We start from the raw sequence: 21,483 nt of genomic DNA, 5'->3' as shown, positions 1-21,483 counted from the left end.
GTGTCCCGCGAACTGTTCGCGGGACACTGTCGCTTTCGCGGATCGGCCGCCCGTGGGCAAGCCCGGCCGCCCGTGGGCAAGCCCGGCCCGCCCGGACGGCAGTGCAGCGACTAGCGCAGCACCACCACGCCCCGCCCGCGGAACCGCACGCAGTCCGTCGCGACCTCGGCCGCTCCGAACCGGTAGAGCTCTTCGCCGGTGGCACCGGGGACCGGCACCTCGGCAGCGTCGTCGAGGAAGTTCACCACGACGTGCACGGGTGTCACGTCCGGTCCGAGCAGCCCACGCGTGAGCACCAGCCACCGGCGGTCCTCGCTGAACCGCACGGCGTTCGCCTCGTACCGGTGGTCGACGAAGGCCTGGTCGGTCCGGCGCAGGGCGACGAGCACCCGGTAGGCACGCAGGATCGCCGCACCTCGCTCGGAACTGACGTCGGCCCAGTCGAGCTTCGAGTTCGTGAACGTCGTCGGGTCCTGCGGGTCCGGCACGGCCGACTCGTCCCAGCCGTGCTCCGCGAACTCGCGGATGCGGCCCTCCGCCGTCGCCTTGCCGAGCTCGGGCTCCGGGTGCGACGTGAAGAACTGCCACGGTGTCGTCGCGGCGAACTCCTCACCCATGAACAGCATGGGCGTGAACGGGCCCAGCAGCGTCAGTGCTGCAGCGATGACGAGGCCTTCGTCGTCGAGCGTCGCCGCCAGACGGTCGCCCGCCGCGCGGTTGCCGATCTGGTCGTGGTTCTGGTTCGTGACGACCAGGGCAGTCGCCGGGGAAGTCCCGCGGTCGATCGGTTGCCCGTGGCGCCGGCCACGGAACGACGACCACGTGCCGTCGTGGAAGAACCCGTGGTCGAGCACCTTCGCGAGCGCCGACAGCGGTGCGAAGTCGGCGTAGTAGCCGTTCGTCTCGCCCGTCAGCGCCACGTGCACGGCGTGGTGGAAGTCGTCGGACCACTGTCCGCCGAGCCCGTACCCGGCGGCTTCCCGCGGGCGGAATATCACCGGGTCGTTGAGGTCCGACTCGGCGATCAGCGACAGCGGACGACCGACGAAGGAACCGTAGGCGTCCGTCTCGTCGGCCATCTCGGCCAGGACGTGCGGCCGCGTGGTGTCGCGGATCGCGTGCACGGCGTCGAGCCGGAGCCCGTCGACGTGGTGGTCGCGGAACCACATGCGCACGTTGTCGAGGACGTACCGACGGACCTCGGGGTGCTCGACGTTCACCGAGTCGCCCCACGTGTTCGCGAGCCCCTGCACCAGGTACGGCCCGAACAGCGGCAGGTAGTTGCCGCTCGGCCCGAGGTGGTTGTAGACGACGTCCTGGATGACGCCCAGGCCGAGTGAGTGCGCCGTGTCGACGAAGCGGTCGTAGGCGTCGGGACCGCCGTACGGGGCGTGCACCGCGTACCAGGCGACCCCGTCGTAGCCCCAGTTCCACTCCCCGTTCACACCGTTCACGGGCAGCAGTTCGACGAACTCGACGCCGAGCTCGACCAGGTGGTCGAGCTTCTGTGCCGCCGCGTCGAGGGTGCCCTCCGGCGTGTAGGTGCCGACGTGCATCTCGTAGATCACGGCGCCGCGGGCCGGACGCCCGGTCCACGACTCGTCGGTCCACGCGAAGCGCGCGGGGTCGACGACGGCGGACGTGCCGTGCACCCCGTCCGGCTGGAAGCGACTGCGGGGGTCGGGTCGGACCGCGTCGTCGTCGCCGAGGCGGAACCCGTAGCGGGCGCCGACGACCGGCATGATCGCGTCGGTCGACCACCAGTCGTCGTCGCCCCGGGTCAGCGGGTACTCGACGTCGTCGACGACCAGCCGGACACGGTCCGGCTCGGGCGCCCAGACGGCGTAACGGTCGGGTGCGGTCATGCGTGACCCTCCAGGATGTCGATCTCCGCTTGCGCGTCGGACTCGGTCGCCGAGGTGGTCCGGGCGGTCGACCGGGAGGCCCGTTCCGCGTCGGACGCGTCGGTCACCGTGTCGGCGTGGCCGGGTTCCCCGACCGTGGCGGCCCGTACGAGCAGCGCGACCGGGTAGGTGGTGAGCAGGTCCGCGAGGGCGATGCCCCGGTTGGCCGGGAAGGTCCTGCCGGTGAGCAGGTCGACCCGGTCGACGGGGACGGCGTGCACGAGGGTGTCACCCCAGCCACCGACCCGTTCGAGGCCGATCGGCAGTCGCGTGGCGATCGTCACGGCACCGCCGCGGTCGAACGCGACGACGTGGTCCGCCGCGCTGCCCGTCGCCTCGAGCGCGAGGTACCGCGTGAAGAGCTCCGGGTGGTCGCGCCGGAGACGGAGTGCACGGGCGGTCACGAGGAGCTTCGCGGCGCCGTCGATCCCGATCGCCGGGAGGTCCTCGGGGCCGTCGTCGTCCGGGCCGTCGATCTCAGCGAGGACGTGGCGCCGCTCGGCGTAGTCCACGGCTCGGCGGTTGTCGGGGTCGACGAGGGAACGGTCCCAGAACTCGGAGCCCTGGTAGACGTCGGGGACGCCGGGAGCCGTGAGCTGCACGAGCTTCTGCGCGAGCCCGTTCGACCACCCAGCCGCGTCGATCCGTTCGTCGAGGGCATCGAGCACGGCCACCACGGCGGGCTCGTCGAACGCCGCGTCGACGAGGGCGTGCATGCGCTCCTCGAACGCCGAGTCCGGCTCCGTCCAGGTGGTGCTGTCGCCGGCTTCGCGTGATGCCTTCTCGGCGTAGGCGTGCAGCCGCTCACGACTCGCGGGTCGGGCACCGACGATCGCCTGCCAGAGCAGGTCGGCGAACACGCGGTCCTCGAGCGGGACGAGGGACTGCAACCGGTCGAGCGTGTCGGCCCACTCGCTGCCGAGCTCGGCCAGGACCGCGATGCGTGCGCGGGTGTCCTCGCTGCGCTTCGTGTCGTGGGTGGTGAGCGTCGTCATGGTGTGCGGCCAGCTGCCGAGCCGGTCGCGCTGCGCCTGGTGGAAGTCGGCCACGGACACCGCGAACACGCTCGGGTCACCACCGACCTCGCTCAAGGACGTCAAGCGGGACGTGCGGTAGAACGCGGTGTCCTCGACGCCCTTGGCCATCACCATGCCGCTCGTCTGCTGCAGGCGGATCGCGGCGGCGTTGTCCGGGTCGACGAGCGCCGGGGCGATCCGGTCGATGACGTCGTCGAGGTCGGGACGGGCCTCTGCCGCGCGTTCGAGCGCCGCGATGAGGTGGTGGGCGCCCTCGGGCAGGTAGGTGCGGTACACGTCGAACGACGCCACGACCTCGGCGAGGGCGTCGACGAGCCGTTCGTGCGTGATCGCGTCCGCTCCGGCGGTGACCGGCGCGAGCAGTCGGGCGAGTCGCTCGACCTCGCTGCCGAGGATCCCGTCGGCGATGCCGCGGCGGGTGTCGTGCGTCAGCTGCTGCCAGTCGGCGGGCTCCGCGCCCGATGCCGCGGTCAGCGAGGGTTCACCCGCGGGGTCGACGAGCACTCGGTCCAGGACGCCGAGCGCGTCGTACCCGGTCGTGCCGTCGACCGGCCAGGAGCTCGGGAGTTCCTCGCCGGGTTCGAGGATCTTCTCGACGAGGGTGTACGCACCGCCGGTCAGCTCGGCGAGGTCCTGCAGGTAGCCGGCGGGGTCGTACAGTCCGTCCGGGTGGTCGATGCGCAGTCCGTCGACGAGGCCGTCGCGGAACCAGCCGCCGATGACGCCGTGCGACGCCGCGAACACCTCGGGCTCCTCGACCCGGATGGCCGCGAGCGTGTTCACCGCGAAGAACCGGCGGTAGTTCAGCTCGTGGTCCGCACGCTTCCAGTGCACGAACGCGTAGTGCTGCAGCGCGTGCACGGCCTCGACCGAGTCGCCCGGGTGGGCGGTGCCCGGCGCGGTCGGGTACGCGGTGTCGCCGACCCGGAGCACCGGGTGCTCGGCGTCGGACGTGTCGAGTGTGACCGCGTCGAGCAGCCGGTCGTCGAGGACCGGCACCCGGACCTTGCCGTCGCCGGCGTCCCAGTCGACGTCGAACGCCCAGGCGACGGGGGAGCCCTGGCCGAGTTCGAGCAGGGACCACCACCACGGGTTGACCTCTGGGGTGGCGACCCCGACGTGGTTCGGGACGACGTCGACCAGCACACCGAGCCCGACCGCGTGCGCGGCCTCGGCGAGGACCCGGAGGGCCTCGTCGCCGCCGCGGTCGGTGTCGACGTGGGTGTGGTCGACGACGTCGTAGCCGTGGTTCGAGCCGGGCTCCGACTGCAGGACCGGCGACAGGTACAGCCAGTCGGCCCCGAGGTCGTGCACGTAGTCGACGAGGTCGCGTGCGGCGGCCAGGTCGAAGTCCGCCGACACCTGCAGCCGGTACGTCGAGACGGGCACGCGACGCCCGGCCCCCGTCGTGCCGGTCGTCATCGCGCGGTGCCGCTCGGTGCGGTGGAACCGGCCGGGTTGGCCGGGGTGACGGCGTCCTGCGGGGACCGGGGCTCGGGGGCGCCGTCGTGGTGCTGCACCTCGACCGGGGTGACCGAGACCTCGTGGTTCGGCTCGGCACGCAGGACGATCATCGAGCGCGCGGGCACGTCGAGCGGTGTGCCCGCCTCGACGATCTCGTCGCGGGCACCGGGCTCGGCGGTGTCGATGCGGACCGTCCAGCCGGGTGCGTACTCCTCGGGCGGCAGCGTGAACGTCACGACGTCGTCGTGGGCGTTGAAGTACGTGATGAACGCCACGTCGGTGACGCGTTCGCCGCGCGAGTCACGCCCGCGGATGCCGTCGCCGTTCAGGTACATGCCGACGCTCTTGCCGAAACCGGAGTCCCAGTCCTCCGGCGACATCGCGTCGCCCTCGGGCGTGAGCCAGACCACGTCGGGCAGCGGCTCGTCCTGACCGCGGCGCACCGGGCGCCCGTTGAAGTACCGGGTGCGGCGGAACGTCGGGTGGTCGTGGCGCAGCTTGACCACGTCGGCCGTGAACTGGACGAGGTCGTCGTCGGCGGTGTCCCAGTCGATCCAGCTGAGCTCGGAGTCCTGTGCGTAGACGTTGTTGTTGCCGGACTGCGAACGGCCGAGCTCGTCACCGTGGGCGATCATCGGCACACCCTGGCTGAGGAGCAGGGTCGCCAGGAAGTTCCGGCGGCGCTGGAGCCGCAGGGCGTTCACGGACTCGTCGTCCGTCGGACCCTCGGCGCCGGAGTTCCAGGACCGGTTGTGGCTCTCGCCGTCGTTGTTGTCCTCGCCGTTGGCGTCGTTGTGCTTCTCGTTGTAGGCGACGAGGTCGTACAGCGTGAAGCCGTCGTGCGCGGTGATGAAGTTGATGCTCGCCTTGGGCGTCCGGCCGTCGTGCTCGTACAGGTCGGCCGAGCCGGAGATGCGCGACGCGAACTCACCGAGGGTCGACGACTCGCCGCGCCAGAAGTCGCGCACGGTGTCGCGGTACTTGCCGTTCCACTCGGACCACTGGGGCGGGAAGTTGCCGACCTGGTAGCCGCCGGGGCCGACGTCCCACGGCTCGGCGATGAGCTTGACCTGCGACACGATCGGGTCCTGCTGCACGAGCTCGAAGAACGCGGACAGCCGGTCCACCTCGTAGAACTCGCGGGCGAGCGCCGAGGCGAGGTCGAAGCGGAAGCCGTCGACGTGCATCTCGGTCACCCAGTAGCGCAGCGAGTCGAGGATGAGCTGCAGCGAGTGCGGGTGCCCGACGTTGAGCGAGTTCCCGGTGCCCGTGTAGTCCATGTAGAACTTCTTGTCGTCGTCGACCAGGCGGTAGTACGCCGCGTTGTCGATCCCGCGGAACGACAGCGTCGGCCCGAGGTGGTTGCCCTCGGCGGTGTGGTTGTAGACGACGTCGAGCACGACCTCGATGCCGGCGCGGTGGAGCTCCCGCACCATCGTCTTGAACTCCTGCACCTGCTGCCCCTGGTCGCCCGAGGACGAGTACGAGGAGTGCGGCGCGAAGAAGCCGATGGTGTTGTAGCCCCAGTAGTTCGACAGCCCCTTGTCCTGCAGGGTCGAGTCGTTCACGAACTGGTGCACCGGCATGAGCTCGAGCGTCGTGATGCCGAGTCGCTTCAGGTGCTCGATGACCGCGGGGTGCGAGACGCCGGCGTAGGTGCCGCGCTGCTCCTCGGGCACGTCGGGGTGGGTCTCGGTGAGGCCCTTGACGTGCGCTTCGTAGATGACCGTCTCGCCGTAGGGCGTGCGCGGTGCGCGGTCGCCCTGCCAGTCGAAGAACGGGTTGATCACGACGCCCTTCATCATGTGCGCCGCGGAGTCGTCGTCGTTCGTCGAGTCCGGGTCGCCGAACGTGTAGGCGAAGAGCGACTGGTCCCAGTCGATCTCGCCGCTCGTCGCCTTGGCGTAGGGGTCGAGCAGCAGCTTCGACGGGTTGCAGCGTGCGCCGTTGTCGGGGTCGTACGGGCCGTGGACACGGAAGCCGTACTCCTGGCCGGGGCCGACGTTCGGCAGGTACGCGTGCCAGACGTAGGCGTCGACCTCGACGAGGGGGATGCACTCTTCGTTGCCGTCGGTGTCGAACAGACAGAGTTCGACGCGCTCGGCGACCTCACTGAAGAGCGCGAAGTTCGTGCCGCTTCCGTCGTAGGTCGCCCCGAGCGGGTACGGGTTGCCGGGCCAGGTGTGCAAACGGTCCTCCAGGTGATGGTCGCGCCAACATATCGGTGACACCCGTCCGCGTCCGCAGACAAGCACCAGCTGTGTACCCGTGCGCGCGTGGCCCGCCCTGTGGAGGAACGGACGAGTAGCGTCGCGCGCATGGCCAACATCGTCACGCAGATCGCAGACAAGGTACGCCCGATCGGCGTCTCCACGAACTACGGAGACCCCGTCGAGGTCGGCGACCAGACCCTCATCCCGGTGTCCCTCGGCTGGTTCGGCTTCGGGGGCGGCGGGGACGACGAGAACGGCGGCGGCGGTGGCGGCGGCGCGTCGATCCCGGTCGGCGCGTACATCCGTCGCCCCGGCAAGGACCTCGAGTTCGAGCCGAACCTCATCTCGCTCGTCGCGGTGAGCATCCCGCTCGTCTGGGTGACCGGCACCGTGCTCCGCAAACTGGTGCGCGTCCTGAAGAAGTAGCGACACACCGGACGGGAGGCCCGTGGCGGACCCGCCACGGGCCTCCCGTCCGATGTGTGGTCGCGACCCGTCACGTGGTCGCGACCACGTCTAGACTGCTGGGACACACACGGGAGTCCGGGACCGCCGGGCTGAGAGGGAGCGAGTGGCGCTCCGACCGTCGAACCTGATCCGGATCATGCCGGCGCAGGGAGGAGTCCAGCACCATGTCTTCTGGCACGTCATCAACCGTCCACACCGCCCCGCGGCGATCGCTGCGCTGGCGGGTCGTCGACATCGTCGTCGCGAGCGTCCTCGCGGTGGCGCTCGGCGTCGTCTTCCGGCTGTGGGAGTTCGGCTACGAACCCATCAGCGCCGTCATGGACCTCGTCCTCCCGGGAACGAAGGCCCTGTTCGGCGGCGTGTGGTTGCTCGCCGGGCCGCTCGTCGCGATCGTCGTCCGCAAGCCCGGCGCCGCGCTCTACGGCGAGATGGTCGCCGCGTCCGTCGAGGCACTGTTCGGCACGCAGTGGGGGTGGCTGACGCTCGAGGCCGGACTGGTCCAGGGACTCGGCGCCGAGATCGTCCTCGCACTCTTCCTGTACCGCGTGTACCGGCTGCCGGTCGTCGTCCTGGCGGGCGCCGCAGCCGGCCTCGCGCTCGGCATCAACGACACCGTGCTGTGGTACCCGGGTCTCGACGCCGCGTTCAAGGTCGTCTACGTCGTCTGCGCGATCGTGTCGGGCGCCGTCATCGCGGGCGCCGGCTCGTGGCTGGTCGTCCGGGCGCTCGCACGCACCGGCGTGCTGTCCTCGTTCGCGGCCGGCCGGGAGCACAGCCGGCGTCGGCCGCGCGAACTGGTGTGACGGTGTCCGCTCCGTCGTCGACGTCCCCGGATGTCGTCGGCGTGCGCGCCGCGCGCATCGCGTTCCGCGACTGGGGGTGGCGTTACCCCGAGCGTGCCGAGTGGGCCGTCCGTGGCGTCGACCTGACCGTCGAGCCGGGGGAGCGGGTCGCGATCGTCGGGCCGTCCGGCTCCGGCAAGTCGACGCTGCTCCGGGCCGTGGCCGCCGTGCTGCCCGACGAACCCGACCCCACCGACGACACCGCTGCTTCCGTGCAGGGCTCGGTCCTCGTCGACGGTGCCGACCCCCGCGCGGTCCGCGGGCGTGTCGGCCTCGTCATGCAGGACCCCGAGGCGCACACCGTGATGTCGCGGATCGGCGACGACGTGGCCTTCGGGTGCGAGAACCTCGGCGTCCCGCGCGCCGAGACCTGGGCACGGGTGCGGTCGGCGCTCGCGGTCGTCGGGCTCGACCTGCCCCTCGACCGTTCGACCGCGATGCTCTCCGGCGGCCAGCGGCAACGACTGGCGCTCGCCGGGGTGCTCGCGATGCGGCCGGGAGCCCTCGTGCTCGACGAACCCTGCGCGAACCTCGACCCGGCCGGCGTGGCCCAGGTGCACGACGCCGTCCGCGCACTGCTCGACGAGACGGGGGCGACCCTGCTCGTGGTGGAGCACCGGATCGGCACCTGGCTCGACCTGGTCGACCGGCTCGTGCTGCTCGAGCCGGGCGGCGGGGTCGTCGCGGACGGCGCGCCTGCCGAGGTGCTCGGCCGCCACGGCGACGCGCTCACCGCGGCCGGGGTGTGGGTGCCCGGTGCCGAGCCCGAGCGTGGCGCGGCCCGCGGGCGGCCTGCTGCGGCTGCGGCTGCGGCTGCGGCTGCGCGAACGGGCGAAATACCCGGGTCGGCTGCCGAGGGGACCGCGGCATTTCGCCCGCTCGGCGCGGGGGCGGGCTCGGGCGGCGGCGAGGGGGCGGGCTCGGGAGCGGGCGCGCTGCTCGAAGCGCGGGACCTCGGGACTGCCCGGGGCAAGCGACAGCGGGTGGGCAGCGGGATCGACCTCGAACTCCGAGCCGGGCAGGTCCTGGCGATCACGGGGCCGAACGGCATCGGCAAGTCGACGCTCGGCCTCACGCTCGCGGGGCTCCTGCCTCCGGTCGCGGGGGAGCTCGCCGCCACGACGGACCTCGCCGCTGGCGTCCCGCCGGCGCCGCACACGTGGTCGAGCCGCGAACTCGCCGCCCGCATCGGCACCGTCTTCCAGGACCCCGAGCACCAGTTCGTCGCCGGCTCCGTCCGCGAGGAGGTCGAGGCCGGCCCCCGCGCGATCGGTGCTCCGGATGCTGCGGGTCGGGCGGACGTGCTCCTCGGCGAGTTCGGCCTCGCCCACCTCGCCGACGCCAACCCGTTCACGCTGTCCGGCGGCGAGCAGCGACGGGTCGCCATCGCCGCGGTCGTCGCCGCACGGCCGCCGGTCGTCGTGCTCGACGAACCGACCTCCGGGCAGGACCGGTCCACGTGGGACGCCGTCGTCCGGCACCTCGGAGCACTCGCCGACGACGGCACCACCGTCGTCGCCGTCACGCACGACCGCGACCTGATCCGGGCGCTCGACGCCGACGAGGTCGTGCTCGCGGCGGACGGCGCCCGGCGCGTGGAAGGCAACCAAGGGCGCGTGGAACGCGACCAGGGGGGTGCGACGGCGACCACCCCGGAGACGGTGCCGACGACGGCGGGCCGAGCCGCGCCTCCAGGCCGAACCGACCGAGCCGACCGAGCCGCCGTCCAACCGGTGGCCTCGCTCGTCGGCGTCCTCGCGCTCGGCGTGTGCCTCGTGCTGAGCCTGGACGTCGTGTCCGCAGCCGTCGCCCTCGCGGTCGAACTCGCCCTGCTGCCCCTCCTGCGGCTGCCGGTGCGGACCCTGCTGCTGCGGGTGTCACCGGTCCTGGTGGCCGTGCCGCTCACGGCGGTGAGCATCGCGCTGTACGGGCGGCCCTCCGGACGGGAGTGGTTCGACTTCGGCTTCGCCCACGTCACGGACGGGTCGCTCACGCTCGCGTTGGCGACGGCGCTCCGCGTGCTCGCGGTGGGGCTGCCCGCGGTCGCGTTGTTCATCCGCGTCGACCCGACCGACCTGGCCGACGGGCTCGCGCAGGTGCTGCGGCTGCCGGCGCGGTTCGTGCTCGGGGCCCTCGCGGCCATCCGGATGATGACGCTGCTGGTGGACGACTGGCGGCAGCTCGCGATGGCGCGGCGCGCTCGCGGGCTGGCCGACACCGGACGGCTGAGGCGTGGGGCATCGATGGCGTTCGCGCTGCTGGTCCTGGCGCTGCGACGGGCGACGACGTTGGCGGTGGCGATGGAGTCGCGCGGGTTCGGGGCTCCCGGGCGACGCACGTGGGCGCGGGCCGCACGGTTCGCGTGGCCGGAGTGGGCGATGGTCGCGGTGCTCGTCGGGATCGGTGTCGCGTCGATCGCGGTCGCCGTGGCAGCGGGGACCTGGCGTGCGTGAGTCGGCGGGCCCGGCGGACCCGGTGGACCCGGTGGACCCGGCGGACCAGGCGGCCCCGGCGCACCCGGCGGCCCCGGCGGGCGGCGACGGTCTCGCCGCAGGTGTCGCCGCAGCCGCGGCCGGTGCTGCGGCGGCGTCGGGCGGGCGCCTCGTGGTCCTGGTCGACGGCCGCTCCGGCACCGGCAAGACGACTCTCGGCGACCAGCTCGCGCAGCTGCTGGGGGCGCAGGTCGTGCACCTCGACGACGTCTACCCGGGGTGGGACGGACTCCGCGCGGCGGCCGACGCCGTGGTCCGCGACGTGCTCGGGCCTCCCAGCGGGTACCGCCGGTGGGACTGGGTGGCCGACGGCCCGGCGGGGTGGACCGCGGTCGACCCCGACCTGCCGATCGTGATCGAGGGCTGCGGGGCGGTGTCTCGGGCGTCGGTGCCGCTGGCCTCGTTGGCGGTGTGGCTCGAGGCCGACGACGCAGTCCGCTGGGACCGGGCGATCGGCCGCGACGGCGACACCTTCGCGCGCGAGTGGGACCGGTGGGCGGCGCAGGAGCAGGACTTCATCGCCGCCGAGGACCCGGCATCCCTGGCCGACGTGGTGCTGCGGACGTAGCGGACCGCCCGGCGCGGCCAGCTGGCCGCGCCGAGCCTCGGGCTGAGCGACAGTTCACGGACGCCCGAGCGCGAGAACTGTCGCTCACCGCGAAACTCGGCCCCGCGCAGCGCCCTGCGCAGCACCGCCCCGCGCAGCGCCCCGCGCAGCGCCCCGCGCAGCGCCCCGCGCAGCAGCACGGCCCCGCGCGACCGGGTCCACCGCGAACACCGCCGCCACGATGGTCAGCACCGCGTACACCCCGAGGTACCCGCACAGGATCCACGGCGAGCCCCCACCGAGCTCCACGAACACCGCAGCGAGCAGCGGCGTCAGCCCGACGGAGAAGATCGACCCGATCTGGTACCCGAGCGACATCCCCGAGTACCGCCGACCGGTCGGGAACTGCTCCGCGAACCAGGCTGCCTGCGGCCCGTAGATGCTGTCGTGGAAGACGCACATCCCGATCAGCGCCACGAGCGGCAGCAGCACGAGCGGCCCGGCGTCGAGGAACGCGAAGAACGGCCAGATGAGCACGGCGATGCCGACGGCCGACCAGATCGTGAGCACGCGGCGTCCCACCCGGTCGGACAGCCACCCCCAGAACGGCGTCGACACGAGCGACACCGCCGAGATGACGAGCACCGCCTGCAGCCCGGCGTCCGAGCCCGACGGTCCCCGTACGGCCGCGAGGTAGGTCAGCGAGTACGTCGTCAGGATCGAGTACAGCGCGGGCTGCACCAGCCGCAGCCCGGCGGTCACCAGGATCGCGCGCGGGTGGTGTCGGATCGCCTGCCAGACCGGGAACCGCTCGACCCCGCCGGAGGCCCGCAGCTCCTGGAACACCGGAGCGTCCTGCACGCCGAGCCGGATCACCAGGCCGACGGCCACGATCACCGCGGAGAACAGGAACGGCAGCCGCCACCCCCAGGCGAGGAACACCTCGTTGCCGAGCAGGGACCGCACCAGGGTGAACACGCCGGTCGCGAGCAGCATCCCACCCGCCGACCCCATCTGGGTGAACGCCCCGAACAGCCCGCGGTGCCGTTCGGGTGCGTGCTCGACGGACAGCAGCGCGGACCCGCCCCACTCCGCGCCGGCGGCGACGCCCTGCAGCAGCCGCAGGAACACCAGCGCGACGACGGCACCGACCCCGATGGTCGCCGCCGACGGCACGACCCCGATCAGGGTCGACGCGATGCCCATCAGCACCAGGGACGCGACGAGCAGCTTCTTGCGTCCGATGCGGTCGCCCAGGTGTCCGGCGATCACCCCGCCGAGCGGCCGCGCGACGAAGCCGACCCCGTAGGTCGCGAACGACGCGATCACCCCGATCGCCGGCGTCACCGACGGGAAGAACGTGGGCGCGAAGACCAGGGCGGACGCCGTCGCGTACAGGTAGAAGTCGTAGTACTCGACCGTCGTGCCGACGAACGAGGCGAGGGCGACGCGACGGCGGGTCGCGCCCGTCGTCGGTTCGGCACGGCGGACGGGAGGCGCGGCAGCAGTGGTCGGTGTCGGCATGCCTCAGCAGCATGGTCGGCTCCGACGTCCGGTGGAACCAGCCGCGTAACGCGGTGTCACCTCACTGCCCCTCGTGACGGCACCACGGGGAACATGGGGTGCATGAGCGATGCACCGAACCGCCCGCTGCGCTTCGCGGCCTTCGTCATGAACACGACGTCGCACATCCAGCACGGCCTCTGGCGGCACCCGGACGCCCGTCAGGCCGACTTCGACGACGTCACGCTCTGGACCGACCTGGCGAAGACCCTCGAGCGCGGCAAGTTCGACGCGATGTTCTTCGCCGACGTCGTCGGGACCTACGGGCCGGGACGCGGCGACTACTCGACCAACCTGCGCGAGGGGCTGCAGATCCCCTCGAACGACCCCTCGGTGCTGCTCTCCGCGCTCGCCGTGTCGACCGAGCACCTCGGCCTGGCGTTCACGTCGAGCGTCATCCAGTCGCACCCGTTCGACTTCGCCCGCAAGGTCTCCACCCTCGACCACATCACCCGGGGCCGGATCGGCTGGAACGTGGTCACGAGCGCCCTCGACAGCGCCGCCCGGAACTTCGGCGCCGACCGGCTCGAGGAGCACGACGAGCGCTACGTCTGGGCCGAGGAGTACCTCGAGGTCTGCGCGAAGCTCTGGGAGGGCTCGTGGGAGGACGGCGCCGTGCTGAAGGACCCGGTGCGTGGCTACGCCGACCCCGACAAGGTGCACCGCATCGACCACCACGGGAAGCGCTACGACGTGCAGGGGCCGCACCTGAGCGCGCCGAGCCCGCAGCGGACGCCGGTGCTGTTCCAGGCCGGCTCCTCGCCCGCCGGCCGTGCCTTCGCCGCACGGAACGCCGAGGCCCAGTTCATCCTGACCTCGAACCGCGACGCCACCGAGCAGCTCATCCGCGAGACCCGCGACCTCGCCCGGGCAGCCGGGCGTCGGCGAGAGGACATCGCGTTCTTCCTCGGGCTGACCTTCGTCACCGGGTCCACCGAGGCCGAGGCGAAGGCGAAGGAAGCGGAGATCGACGAGTACCTGGCGGCCGACGGCTTCCTGGTGCACTCGAACCTCGGCTTCGACCCGGACACCGGCGAGACCCTCGACCCGGACACCCCGCTGGCCGAGGTCCGCACCCACGCCGGCCAGTCGCACCTGCAGTGGCTCCGCGAGGCCGCCGGCGACCGCGAACCCACGATCGCCGACCTCGCTCGCCTGTCCGCCAAGCTCCGTGCCCGGGTCGTCGGCACGCCCGACCAGATCGCCGACGAACTCGCGGACTGGCAGCGCGTCGGCGTCGACGGGGTGAACGTCATCAACTGGACGCTGCCCGGCTCGTACGAGGAGTTCGTCGACCACATCGCGCCCACCCTGCAGGAGCGTGGGCTGATGCAGTCCGAGTACCGCGAGGGCACCCTGCGCCAGAAGCTCTTCGGGCACGCACAGCTGCCGGACTCGCACCCCGCTCGGCAGTGGCGCGGCGCGTTCGCGGGCGGCGCGAGCGCGACCGTGACGGCGCCTGCGGACGCTGCACGTGCCGTGGAGGTGACCGCATGACGGACGCGACGACGACCGACGGACGGGTGACGGGCCTCCCGGCCGATCGTCTGGCGACCCTGCGCGAACGCTTCGCACCCGTGTTCGCGACCATCCGCGAGGGCGCGGTCGAGCGTGAGCTCGCTTCCGGCAGCCCCGGCGACCGGCCGTTGCCGCACGCCGAGGTCCGCGCACTCGCCGACGCCGGGTTCGGCCGGCTGCGCGTCCCCGAGGACCGCGGCGGGTTCGGCGTGACCCTGGTCGAACTCGTGCAGCTGGTGGCGGACCTGGCGGCCGCGGACTCGAACATCGCGCACCTGTGGCGAGGGCACTTCGGGTACACCGAACTCGTGCTGCTGCGGCCATCGTCGGCCGGACGGGACGAGTGGCTGCAGCGCATCGTCGACGGGGCGATCGTGGGGAACGCGACCTCGGAGCGGACCGGCACGACCCTGGCCGACATCTCGACGACGGTGACGCCTGCTGGCGATTCCCTCCGTCTCGACGGGCGGAAGTTCTACTCGACCGGCACGCTCTACGCCGACTGGATCTACCTGGCCGCGGACCGCTCGGGCGACCGCGTGACGTTCGCCGTGCCGGTCGACGCGCCAGGCGTGACGAGCGTCGACGACTGGGACGGGTTCGGCCAGCGGCTGACCGCGTCCGGCACCACGGTCTTCGAGGACGTGGCTGTCGACCCCACCGTGGTGTCGGCGTACAAGGACGCGCCGCTGTCGCACATCCAGGCCTTCTTCCAGCTGTACCTGCTGGCCGTGCTGGCCGGGATCGGACAGGCGGTGTCCGACGATGCGGTCGCCTTCGTGCGGCCGCGGACCCGGACGTACATCCACGCGAACGCGGCGACTCCGGGGGAGGACCCGCAGGTCCTGGCGGTCATCGGTCGGTTGTCCGCCGGGGCGTTCACCGCGCGGTCGCTCGTCGTCGCTGCGGCGGGGCTGCTCGACGCGGTGGTGGCGACGAACGAGCCCGGGGTCGGGGTCGAACACGCACTGCTGGACGCCGCCGAGAACGCGGTCTACCAGGCGCAGGTCGAGATCGGGCCGCGGGTACTCCGGTCGTGCTCCGAGCTGTTCGAGGTCGGCGGGGCGTCCGCGGCCGACCGGACGCGCGCGCTGGACCGTCACTGGCGGAACGCCCGCGTCGTGGCGTCGCACAACCCGGCCGTCTACAAGGAGCGGCTCGTGGGGGAGTACGCGCTGCACGGGCGGGGGCCGGTGGGCGCGTGGGAGAAGTACCACGAGGTGGGGCCGACGCGGTTCTGAGGGGGCGCTGCCGCGCGCGGCGCGAGTTTTCGCGGTGAGCGACAGTTCTCGCGCTCGTGGGCCCGAGGAATGTCGCTGAGCCCGAAACTCGGGCGCCGGGTGCGCCGGGTGCGCCGGGTGGGCGCCTACGCCCAGCCGAGCTCGTGCAGCCGCTCGTCGTCGATGCCGTAGAAGTGCCCGATCTCGTGCACGAGGGTGGTGTGCACCTCGTCCTTGAGCTCCTCGACGGTGTCGCACTCGGCCAGATGCTGCTTGCGGAACACCACGATGCGGTCGGGCAGTTCGCCGAAGCCGTACTGCCCGCGCTCGGTCGCCGCAATGCCGTCGTACACGCCGAAGAGCTCTTCGCCGTTCTCCGGTTCGTCCTCGACCACGAACACCACGTTGTCGAGCCCGTCGACCATCTCGTCGGGGAGCAGGTCGAGTTCGTCGGTCACGAGCTGCTCGAAGTCGTCGGCGGACATCTCCATCACGCAGGGATCGTCCCACACCGCCCTGACCACTCGCGGCGAAGCCGCACGGCGCCGGAGGCGCCCAGACAAACACAGAGGGAGAGCCCCGGTTGCGTCACACGCAACAGGGGCTCTCCCTCGACTGGGGTGAATAACGGGTCTCGAACCCGCGACCTCCTAGACCACAACCAGGCGCTCTACCAACTGAGCTATATCCACCATGCACACACCGGCGGACCGGCGCGACCACTCAATAGTAGTACATGCTGCGGGCGGTGCCGACCACCCGTGTCGTCACTCGGCTGCGGGCTGCGCCAGGCGCGGTTCCCACTTCTCGACGACCTCGGCCTGGACGGCACGCACCTCGTCGGTGGTCGGCCCCGGCTCGGCGACGAAGCCCGCGCGGCGGTAGTACTCGAGCTCGCGGATCGACTCGAGGATGTCCGCGAGGGCCCGGTGCCCACCGTGCTTCTCCGGCGAGTTGAAGTACACGCGCGGGAACCAGCGGCGGCAGAGCTCCTTGATGCTCGACACGTCGACGCTGCGGTAGTGCAGGTGGCCGTCGACGCGGGGCATGTACTTGGACAGGAACGCGCGGTCGGTGCCGATGGTGTTGCCGGCCAGGGGAGCGGTGCCCTCCGCCGGGACGTGCTCGAGGATGTACTCGAGCACCTGGTACTCGGCGTCCGCCAGGCTGACGCCGTTCGGGATCTCCTCGATGAGTCCCGACGTGACGTGCATGTTCGTCACGAACTCGTTCATGTTGTCGAGCGCGGACTGGTCCGGCTTGATCACGATGTCGAATCCGGGGTGCACGGGCTCGAGGTCGAAGTCGGTGATGACCACGGCCACCTCGACGAGTTCGTCGACCTCGAGGTCGAGGCCGGTCATCTCGCAGTCGATCCAGACGAGGCGGTCATTCGCGGTTGCCATGTGCACGATCCTATTCCCGGCCCGCGCACGCCCCGTGCGCAGGTGGTGCGCGGCCGGTGCGCGGCCGCGTCCGCGGCCGCGGCCGCGTCCGCGGCCGCGTCCGCGGCTGCGTACGCGGCTGGTGCGCGCTGGTGCGCGGTCGCGTCCCCGAACCCGTGAGCGGGCGAAATGCCCGGGCCGCGTCGCGAGGCACACGGGTGTTTCGCCCGCTCGCGGGCGCGGCGGTGCCGGAGGCGCGTGGGGCGGTGGTGGTGACGGCCTGGAGGCCCGGTGGCGGTCCGCTGGGCGGGCGTCGGGCCTCCCGGCTGGTCGCGTCCAGTGCGCAGAGCGCGAGCGGGCGAAATGCCGCGGTTGCGTGGCGGGACGGCGGGGTATTTCGCCCGCTCGGCGAGACGCTCAGCGAGACGCTGGGGAGGGGGCTGCGCTCCGGCCGCTCCGCGCCATCGCGAGCGGGCGAAATGCCCGGGCTGCGTCGGGAGGCACCCGGGTGTTTCGCCCGCTCGCGGAGGCGGAGGGGGCCGTGGTGGTGACTGCCTGGAGGCCCGGTGGCGGTCCGTCGGACTGGTGCCGCGCCTCCAGGCTGGTCGCGCTCAGTGCGCTCAGTGCGCACAGCGCGAGCAGCGCGAGCAGCGCGAGCGGGCGAAATGCCCGGGTCGCGTTGCAGGGGGCCCAGGCATTCCGCCCGCTCGCGGCCAGCTGGTCGGACGACGGCGGGCGCACGTGCGTGCGCCCAGTGCGCAGAGCGCGAGCGGGCGAAATACCCGGGACGCGTCCGGAGACACCCGGGTGTTTCGCCCGCTCGCGCAAGAGGGGGCGGGGCGTGGAAGGGAAGGGCGCGGGGGAGCTAGGACATCTCGCCGGCGCCGATGGCCTCGGCCTCGACTCGCTCCGGCTCGGCACCGTCGTCCACGCGGCGCAGGACCTTCGTGGTGCAGAGGATCACGACGAACGCGACGGCGACGGACGCTCCGGCGAAGACGTACGCGGCCGAGGGGGCGTACGCGTCGGCGAGCAGGGTCGCGACGGGCGGGGCGATGGCGCCGCCGATGAAGCGGACGGCCGAGTAGGCGCTCGAGGCGACCGAGCGGGGCAGGTCCGTGGCCTCCATGACGCACTCCGTGAGCACGGTGTTCAGCACACCGAGCACGAGTCCACCGATGATGACGCAGATGATGAGGCCGACCTGCGAGTCCACGACGACGGCCGCGGCGAAGAGGTCGAGTGCCAGCAGGGGCAGCGCGATCTTCAGCACCGTCGTCCTGCGGAGACGGGCGGTGAGCATCGGGGCGACCCAGACGGAGGTGATCGCGAGACCGAGGCCCCAGCCGAAGAACGTGAAGCCGATGCCGAGCGCACCGAAGCCGAGCGGGAACGGCGTGTAGGCGAGCAGGACGAAGAAGCCGATGTTGTAGAACAGCGCGGTCGCGGCGAGTGCGGCGAGCGCGGGACGGCCGAGGGCGCGGAAGGGCGCCGAGAGCTTCGTGGGCGTGGGCTTCTCGAGGCTGCCGGTCTTGAGGAGCGCCACGATCGCGATGAACGCGACGGCCATCAGGGTGGTGACACCGAAGAACGGGCCGCGCCAGCTCACCGACCCCAGCAGCCCGCCGACGAGGGGGCCGACGGCGATGCCGAGCCCGAGCGCTGCCTCGTACAGGATGATCGCCGAGGCGGTCCCGCCCGACGCTGCACCGACGATGGTCGCCAGGGCGGTGGAGATGAAGAGCGCGTTGCCGAGGCCCCAGCCGGCACGGAAGTCGATGATGCTCCACACGCTGTTCGACGTCGCGGCGAGGACCGAGAACACGACGATGAGCGCCAGACCGATGAGCAGGGTGCGCTTCGCGCCGATGCGGCTCGAGACCCAGCTCGTGAAGAACATCGCCACGCCGGTGACGGCCAGGTAGCTCGTGAAGAGCAGCTCGGTCTGCGCCGGGGTCGCCTTGAGCGATCCAGCGATCGCGGGGAGGATCGGGTCGACGAGGCCGATGCCCATGAAGGCGACGACGCAGGCGAAGGCGATCGCCCAGACCGCTGAGGACTGCTTGAGGATGGAGCCGGACTGGCCGGCAGGTGCGTGGGCGTTCACGCGGTGGTCTCCGTTCTGGTGGTGGTGCGCTGGGCGATCAGGACGGACGCGTGGTGCAGCACGTCCCAGTCGTCGTCGGTGAGGTCGGCGAACAACGGGCCGACCGTGTCGGTGAGCGTGGCGCGCCAGGCGGTGAGCCGGGCGCGGCCCGCGTCGGTGATCTCGATGAGCTGGCCGCGGGAGTCGTCGGGGTCGACGCTCCGCGTGACCAGACCGTCGGCGAGCATGCTCGTGACGAGCCGGGTCATCGTGGGCTGCGCCACGCGCGAGGCCGCCGCGAGTTCACCGAGCCGGAGCGGCTCGTCGGACTCGAGGATGCCGAGCGTGCGCCAGACCGCGGCCGACGTGGTGTTGCCCGTCGACTGCGCGGCGCTGCGGATCAGGCGGTTGACGGAGACGAGGAGCGTCTCGATCGTCTGCGCACGCGTTGTTTCCATAGCTGAACTATATAGCGATGCTATGCATTGCGCAACAGACCGGAACAGGCCGCAACAGGCACCGCCTGGTAGAAGGGAGGCATGAGCGACATCACCATCCACGAAGGCGACGAGTACACCGCGATCTTCCACGGCGGACCCTTCGACGGCACGACCGATACCCGCACCGCGACGAGCGACGCGCTGGACGACGAGGTCACGGTGTTCGCTGACGTCGAGGGCCTGCAGACGGCCTTCACCTACCGCGCCACCAAGTCCCGTCAGGTCCTCGACCAGACCTCGGTCGAGTACACCTACGAGCCGGGGGAGTCCGACCCGGTGGACGACCTCGCCGACCGTGGCGACCGCAGCGGCGAGTTCGACCGGGAGTAGAACCCCGCGCCGCCGCGTTGCACGGTCACATGCAGCTCGACCTCTGGACGTCCGCCTTCTGTGCGCCGTGCGCCGCCGCCCGCCGGGTGTCGGCCGAGGCGTCGGCGCTCGTCCCCGGGCTCGCCGTGACCGAACGCGACGTGGCGTCCTACCCCGACGACGCAGAGGACCTCGGCATCCGTTCCACGCCCACGATCATCGTGCGGCGGGAGGACGGGGCCGAGGTCTTCCGGTCACCCGGGGTCCCCACCCGCGACCAGCTCCTGCTGGCGATCGCCAAGGCCCTCTGACGCGGCGCCCGCAGTGCGGTCGCCGCCCGCCGCGCTGCCGGCGGCCGCCGTGCGCTCGCCGCCCGCCACGCGCTCGCCGCCCGCGGCCCGTTGGGAAGTCGGCGCCGCCACCACGACCGGCTCTGGCGGGTCGACCAGCGCCCTGGCCTTCCGCGCCAGCCGCTTCGTCGTCCGGATCGGCGCCCCGATCACGAGCGCGAGCCAGCCCAGCGCCGAGCGGTCCGATCCGCCCAGGGCGTTCTTCCGCTCCCAGGCCCGGCGCAGCACCCCGCCTCGGCTGCGGCGTGCGGGTTCCCGGTCGACGAGCGTCCCGGCGTCCCGCCGCGCCATGAGCTCGGTGAGCCGGCGCTGCCAGTCGTCGTCCGAGGCCGGGTGGAAGTAATTGTCGTGCATCCAGCTCGGTCGGACCGTGCCGAACCGGCCGTCCACCAGGTCGACCGAGTCGCCCTCGAGGCCGCTCGACACGAACACCTCGTTGATGAGGTGGCGGCCGATGCCGAAGTCCGTCAGCGTCAGCGCCGGCACACCACGTGCGGCCGCTTCGAGCACCGCCGTCGAGCTGATCGTCACGAGGGCCACCGCACGGTCGAGGTGTTCGGCCATCGGCCCGCTCTCGACCACGAGGTTCGCCGGTGCGTCGGCCGGCACGAGGTCTGGGTAGGGGTGTTCCTCGCGGTGTGTCTGGTGTTCGCCGGCGGCCGCGCGGGTCTTGATCACGACGCGCCACTCCGGGTGCTGCCGTGCGGTCGCGACGAGCCACTGCACGACGAGGGCCCGGTCGACGCGCTCCAGCGGGACGCTCGGCTGGGCAGCGAAGACGACGGCGTCGCGGACGGGCGCATCGGGCGCGCCCGTGCTGGCGCTGGCAGTCGCGCCCGTGCTGGCGCTGGCGCTCGCGCTCCGGGCGAAGGGCAGCGTCGCGAGCGCGAAGTGCGGCTCGACACCGCCCTCGATGGCCATCTCCTCGTACGCCCGCACCTCGCGGTGGCTGTGCAGCACGAACAGGTCGGCCCGCGCGCGGAAGAAGATGCCCTTCCACTTCGCCGGGAACGAGATGCCCGGCAGGCCGGACACCAGCACCGGCCGGTCCGGGATCCGGCGGTGCACCTCGTCGATGACGAGTTCGGCGACCGGGCCGATCAGGGACACGAGGACGGCGTCGGGCGGATCGACGCGGAGCTCCTCGACGACGGCATCGACGTCCTTCGGCGTCGGCGGCGTCGTGCGCAGGTGCGCGAGTCGTGCGTCGAGCCCGCGGAACGCCGAGCGCAGCTGCTTCGCGCTGGCCGAACGCGGCGTCGCGACGGTCCGCAGGTCGATGTCCCAGCCGGTCGGCGCCGCCGCGAGCAGGTGGGCGCCCCACTTGGCGAACGAGTCGGTGTCGACCAGGGCGACCACACGTCGGCCGCGGGGTGACGGGCCGGACGGGAGGCGCGCCTCCCGTCCGACGGTCGACGCACCCCCGCCAGCCGGCACGTCCAGGGCGCCGGTCTCGTCGACCGGGCCGCTCACGTGCCCTCTGCTCACGTGGTCTCCGCTCACGCGGTCTCTGCTCACGCGCCGACGCGGCGCAGCTTGGCGAGCGGCGCCCGCTCGCCGGCGGTCGGATGGGGACTGCATCCGC

At 72.2% G+C, this 21,483-nt stretch carries 17 protein-coding genes, 1 tRNA gene and 1 riboswitch; of the genes, 8 read left to right on the top strand and 10 right to left on the bottom strand.

The window, feature by feature from the left end; genetic code table 11:
• Positions 1 to 110: 110 nt before the first annotated feature.
• Genes treZ through glgX form a run of 3 tightly spaced genes read right to left on the bottom strand, consistent with a single transcriptional unit; the run spans position 111 to position 6,594 of the window.
• On the bottom strand, positions 111 to 1,865 hold the full coding sequence (treZ, locus tag M4960_RS14850; RefSeq protein ID WP_248704643.1) for a malto-oligosyltrehalose trehalohydrolase: 1,755 nt from the start codon (positions 1,863 to 1,865) through the stop codon (positions 111 to 113).
• Positions 1,862 to 4,363, bottom strand: coding sequence for a malto-oligosyltrehalose synthase (treY, locus tag M4960_RS14845; RefSeq protein WP_248704642.1), 2,502 nt, complete (start codon positions 4,361 to 4,363; stop codon positions 1,862 to 1,864). The genes treZ and treY overlap by 4 nt, the downstream gene beginning before the upstream one ends.
• Entirely contained in the window at positions 4,360 to 6,594 is a 2,235-nt protein-coding gene (gene glgX, locus M4960_RS14840) for a glycogen debranching protein GlgX (RefSeq protein ID WP_123294024.1), read from the bottom strand. The genes treY and glgX overlap by 4 nt, the downstream gene beginning before the upstream one ends.
• Before the next feature lie 129 nt (positions 6,595 to 6,723).
• Here glgX and M4960_RS14835 point away from each other — a divergent pair, with 129 nt between their 5' ends.
• From M4960_RS14835 to M4960_RS14820, 4 genes are all read left to right on the top strand, one after another.
• Complete coding sequence (locus tag M4960_RS14835; RefSeq protein WP_111086838.1) at positions 6,724 to 7,044, top strand: hypothetical protein; 321 nt, start codon at positions 6,724 to 6,726, stop codon at positions 7,042 to 7,044.
• A gap of 99 nt (positions 7,045 to 7,143) precedes the next feature.
• A riboswitch (TPP riboswitch) is annotated at positions 7,144 to 7,255 on the top strand.
• Positions 7,251 to 7,889, top strand: coding sequence for an ECF transporter S component (locus M4960_RS14830; protein ID WP_123294023.1), 639 nt, complete (start codon positions 7,251 to 7,253; stop codon positions 7,887 to 7,889). (Overlaps the previous riboswitch by 5 nt.)
• A 41-nt stretch (positions 7,890 to 7,930) precedes the next feature.
• Entirely contained in the window at positions 7,931 to 10,381 is a 2,451-nt protein-coding gene (locus M4960_RS14825) for an ATP-binding cassette domain-containing protein (protein ID WP_248704641.1), read from the top strand.
• Complete coding sequence (locus M4960_RS14820) at positions 10,374 to 10,988, top strand: ATP-binding protein (RefSeq protein WP_248704640.1); 615 nt, start codon at positions 10,374 to 10,376, stop codon at positions 10,986 to 10,988. The genes M4960_RS14825 and M4960_RS14820 overlap by 8 nt, the downstream gene beginning before the upstream one ends.
• A gap of 84 nt (positions 10,989 to 11,072) precedes the next feature.
• On the opposite strand, the gene M4960_RS14815 is transcribed toward M4960_RS14820, so the two are convergent.
• A complete protein-coding gene (locus M4960_RS14815; RefSeq protein WP_248704639.1) occupies positions 11,073 to 12,491 on the bottom strand; it encodes an MFS transporter in 1,419 nt (472 codons plus the stop codon).
• Positions 12,492 to 12,593: 102 nt separating this feature from the next.
• Here M4960_RS14815 and M4960_RS14810 point away from each other — a divergent pair, with 102 nt between their 5' ends.
• Together M4960_RS14810 and M4960_RS14805 are read left to right on the top strand one after the other, a co-directional pair.
• On the top strand, positions 12,594 to 14,027 hold the full coding sequence (locus M4960_RS14810; protein ID WP_248704638.1) for an LLM class flavin-dependent oxidoreductase: 1,434 nt from the start codon (positions 12,594 to 12,596) through the stop codon (positions 14,025 to 14,027).
• Entirely contained in the window at positions 14,024 to 15,289 is a 1,266-nt protein-coding gene (locus tag M4960_RS14805) for an acyl-CoA dehydrogenase family protein (protein WP_248704637.1), read from the top strand. The genes M4960_RS14810 and M4960_RS14805 overlap by 4 nt, the downstream gene beginning before the upstream one ends.
• 125 nt (positions 15,290 to 15,414) lie before the next feature.
• On the opposite strand, the gene M4960_RS14800 is transcribed toward M4960_RS14805, so the two are convergent.
• The 5 genes from M4960_RS14800 to M4960_RS14780 form a co-directional block, all read right to left on the bottom strand.
• Positions 15,415 to 15,759 carry a metallopeptidase family protein gene (locus M4960_RS14800; RefSeq protein ID WP_123341128.1) on the bottom strand — a complete coding sequence of 115 codons (345 nt, stop codon included), beginning with the start codon at positions 15,757 to 15,759 and terminating at the stop codon, positions 15,415 to 15,417.
• Between the two features lie 125 nt (positions 15,760 to 15,884).
• Positions 15,885 to 15,960: transfer RNA gene (locus M4960_RS14795), tRNA-His, on the bottom strand.
• A gap of 75 nt (positions 15,961 to 16,035) precedes the next feature.
• Entirely contained in the window at positions 16,036 to 16,674 is a 639-nt protein-coding gene (gene orn / locus M4960_RS14790; RefSeq protein ID WP_123294017.1) for an oligoribonuclease, read from the bottom strand.
• Positions 16,675 to 17,518: 844 nt separating this feature from the next.
• Complete coding sequence (locus M4960_RS14785) at positions 17,519 to 18,760, bottom strand: MFS transporter (RefSeq protein ID WP_131878453.1); 1,242 nt, start codon at positions 18,758 to 18,760, stop codon at positions 17,519 to 17,521.
• Positions 18,757 to 19,197 carry a MarR family winged helix-turn-helix transcriptional regulator gene (locus M4960_RS14780; RefSeq protein WP_248704636.1) on the bottom strand — a complete coding sequence of 147 codons (441 nt, stop codon included), beginning with the start codon at positions 19,195 to 19,197 and terminating at the stop codon, positions 18,757 to 18,759. Before M4960_RS14780 ends, M4960_RS14785 begins: the two co-directional genes overlap by 4 nt.
• An 81-nt stretch (positions 19,198 to 19,278) precedes the next feature.
• On the opposite strand from M4960_RS14780, the gene M4960_RS14775 reads away from it, so the two are divergent.
• Positions 19,279 to 19,569, top strand: coding sequence for an oligoribonuclease (locus M4960_RS14775; protein ID WP_131845404.1), 291 nt, complete (start codon positions 19,279 to 19,281; stop codon positions 19,567 to 19,569).
• A gap of 29 nt (positions 19,570 to 19,598) precedes the next feature.
• Complete coding sequence (locus tag M4960_RS14770) at positions 19,599 to 19,859, top strand: thioredoxin family protein (protein ID WP_123313641.1); 261 nt, start codon at positions 19,599 to 19,601, stop codon at positions 19,857 to 19,859.
• On the opposite strand, the gene M4960_RS14765 is transcribed toward M4960_RS14770, so the two are convergent.
• Positions 19,803 to 21,371, bottom strand: coding sequence for a DUF6716 putative glycosyltransferase (locus M4960_RS14765; RefSeq protein ID WP_248704635.1), 1,569 nt, complete (start codon positions 21,369 to 21,371; stop codon positions 19,803 to 19,805). The two genes, M4960_RS14770 and M4960_RS14765, sit on opposite strands and share 57 nt — an antisense overlap.
• Between the last annotated feature and the right edge of the window lie 112 nt (positions 21,372 to 21,483).

This window comes from Curtobacterium sp. MWU13-2055 (genome assembly GCF_023242305.1).
Lineage (GTDB): Bacteria > Actinomycetota > Actinomycetes > Actinomycetales > Microbacteriaceae > Curtobacterium.
The sequence above is the reverse complement of the archived record's forward strand: the minus strand, read 5'-3'. Positions and strand labels throughout refer to the sequence as shown.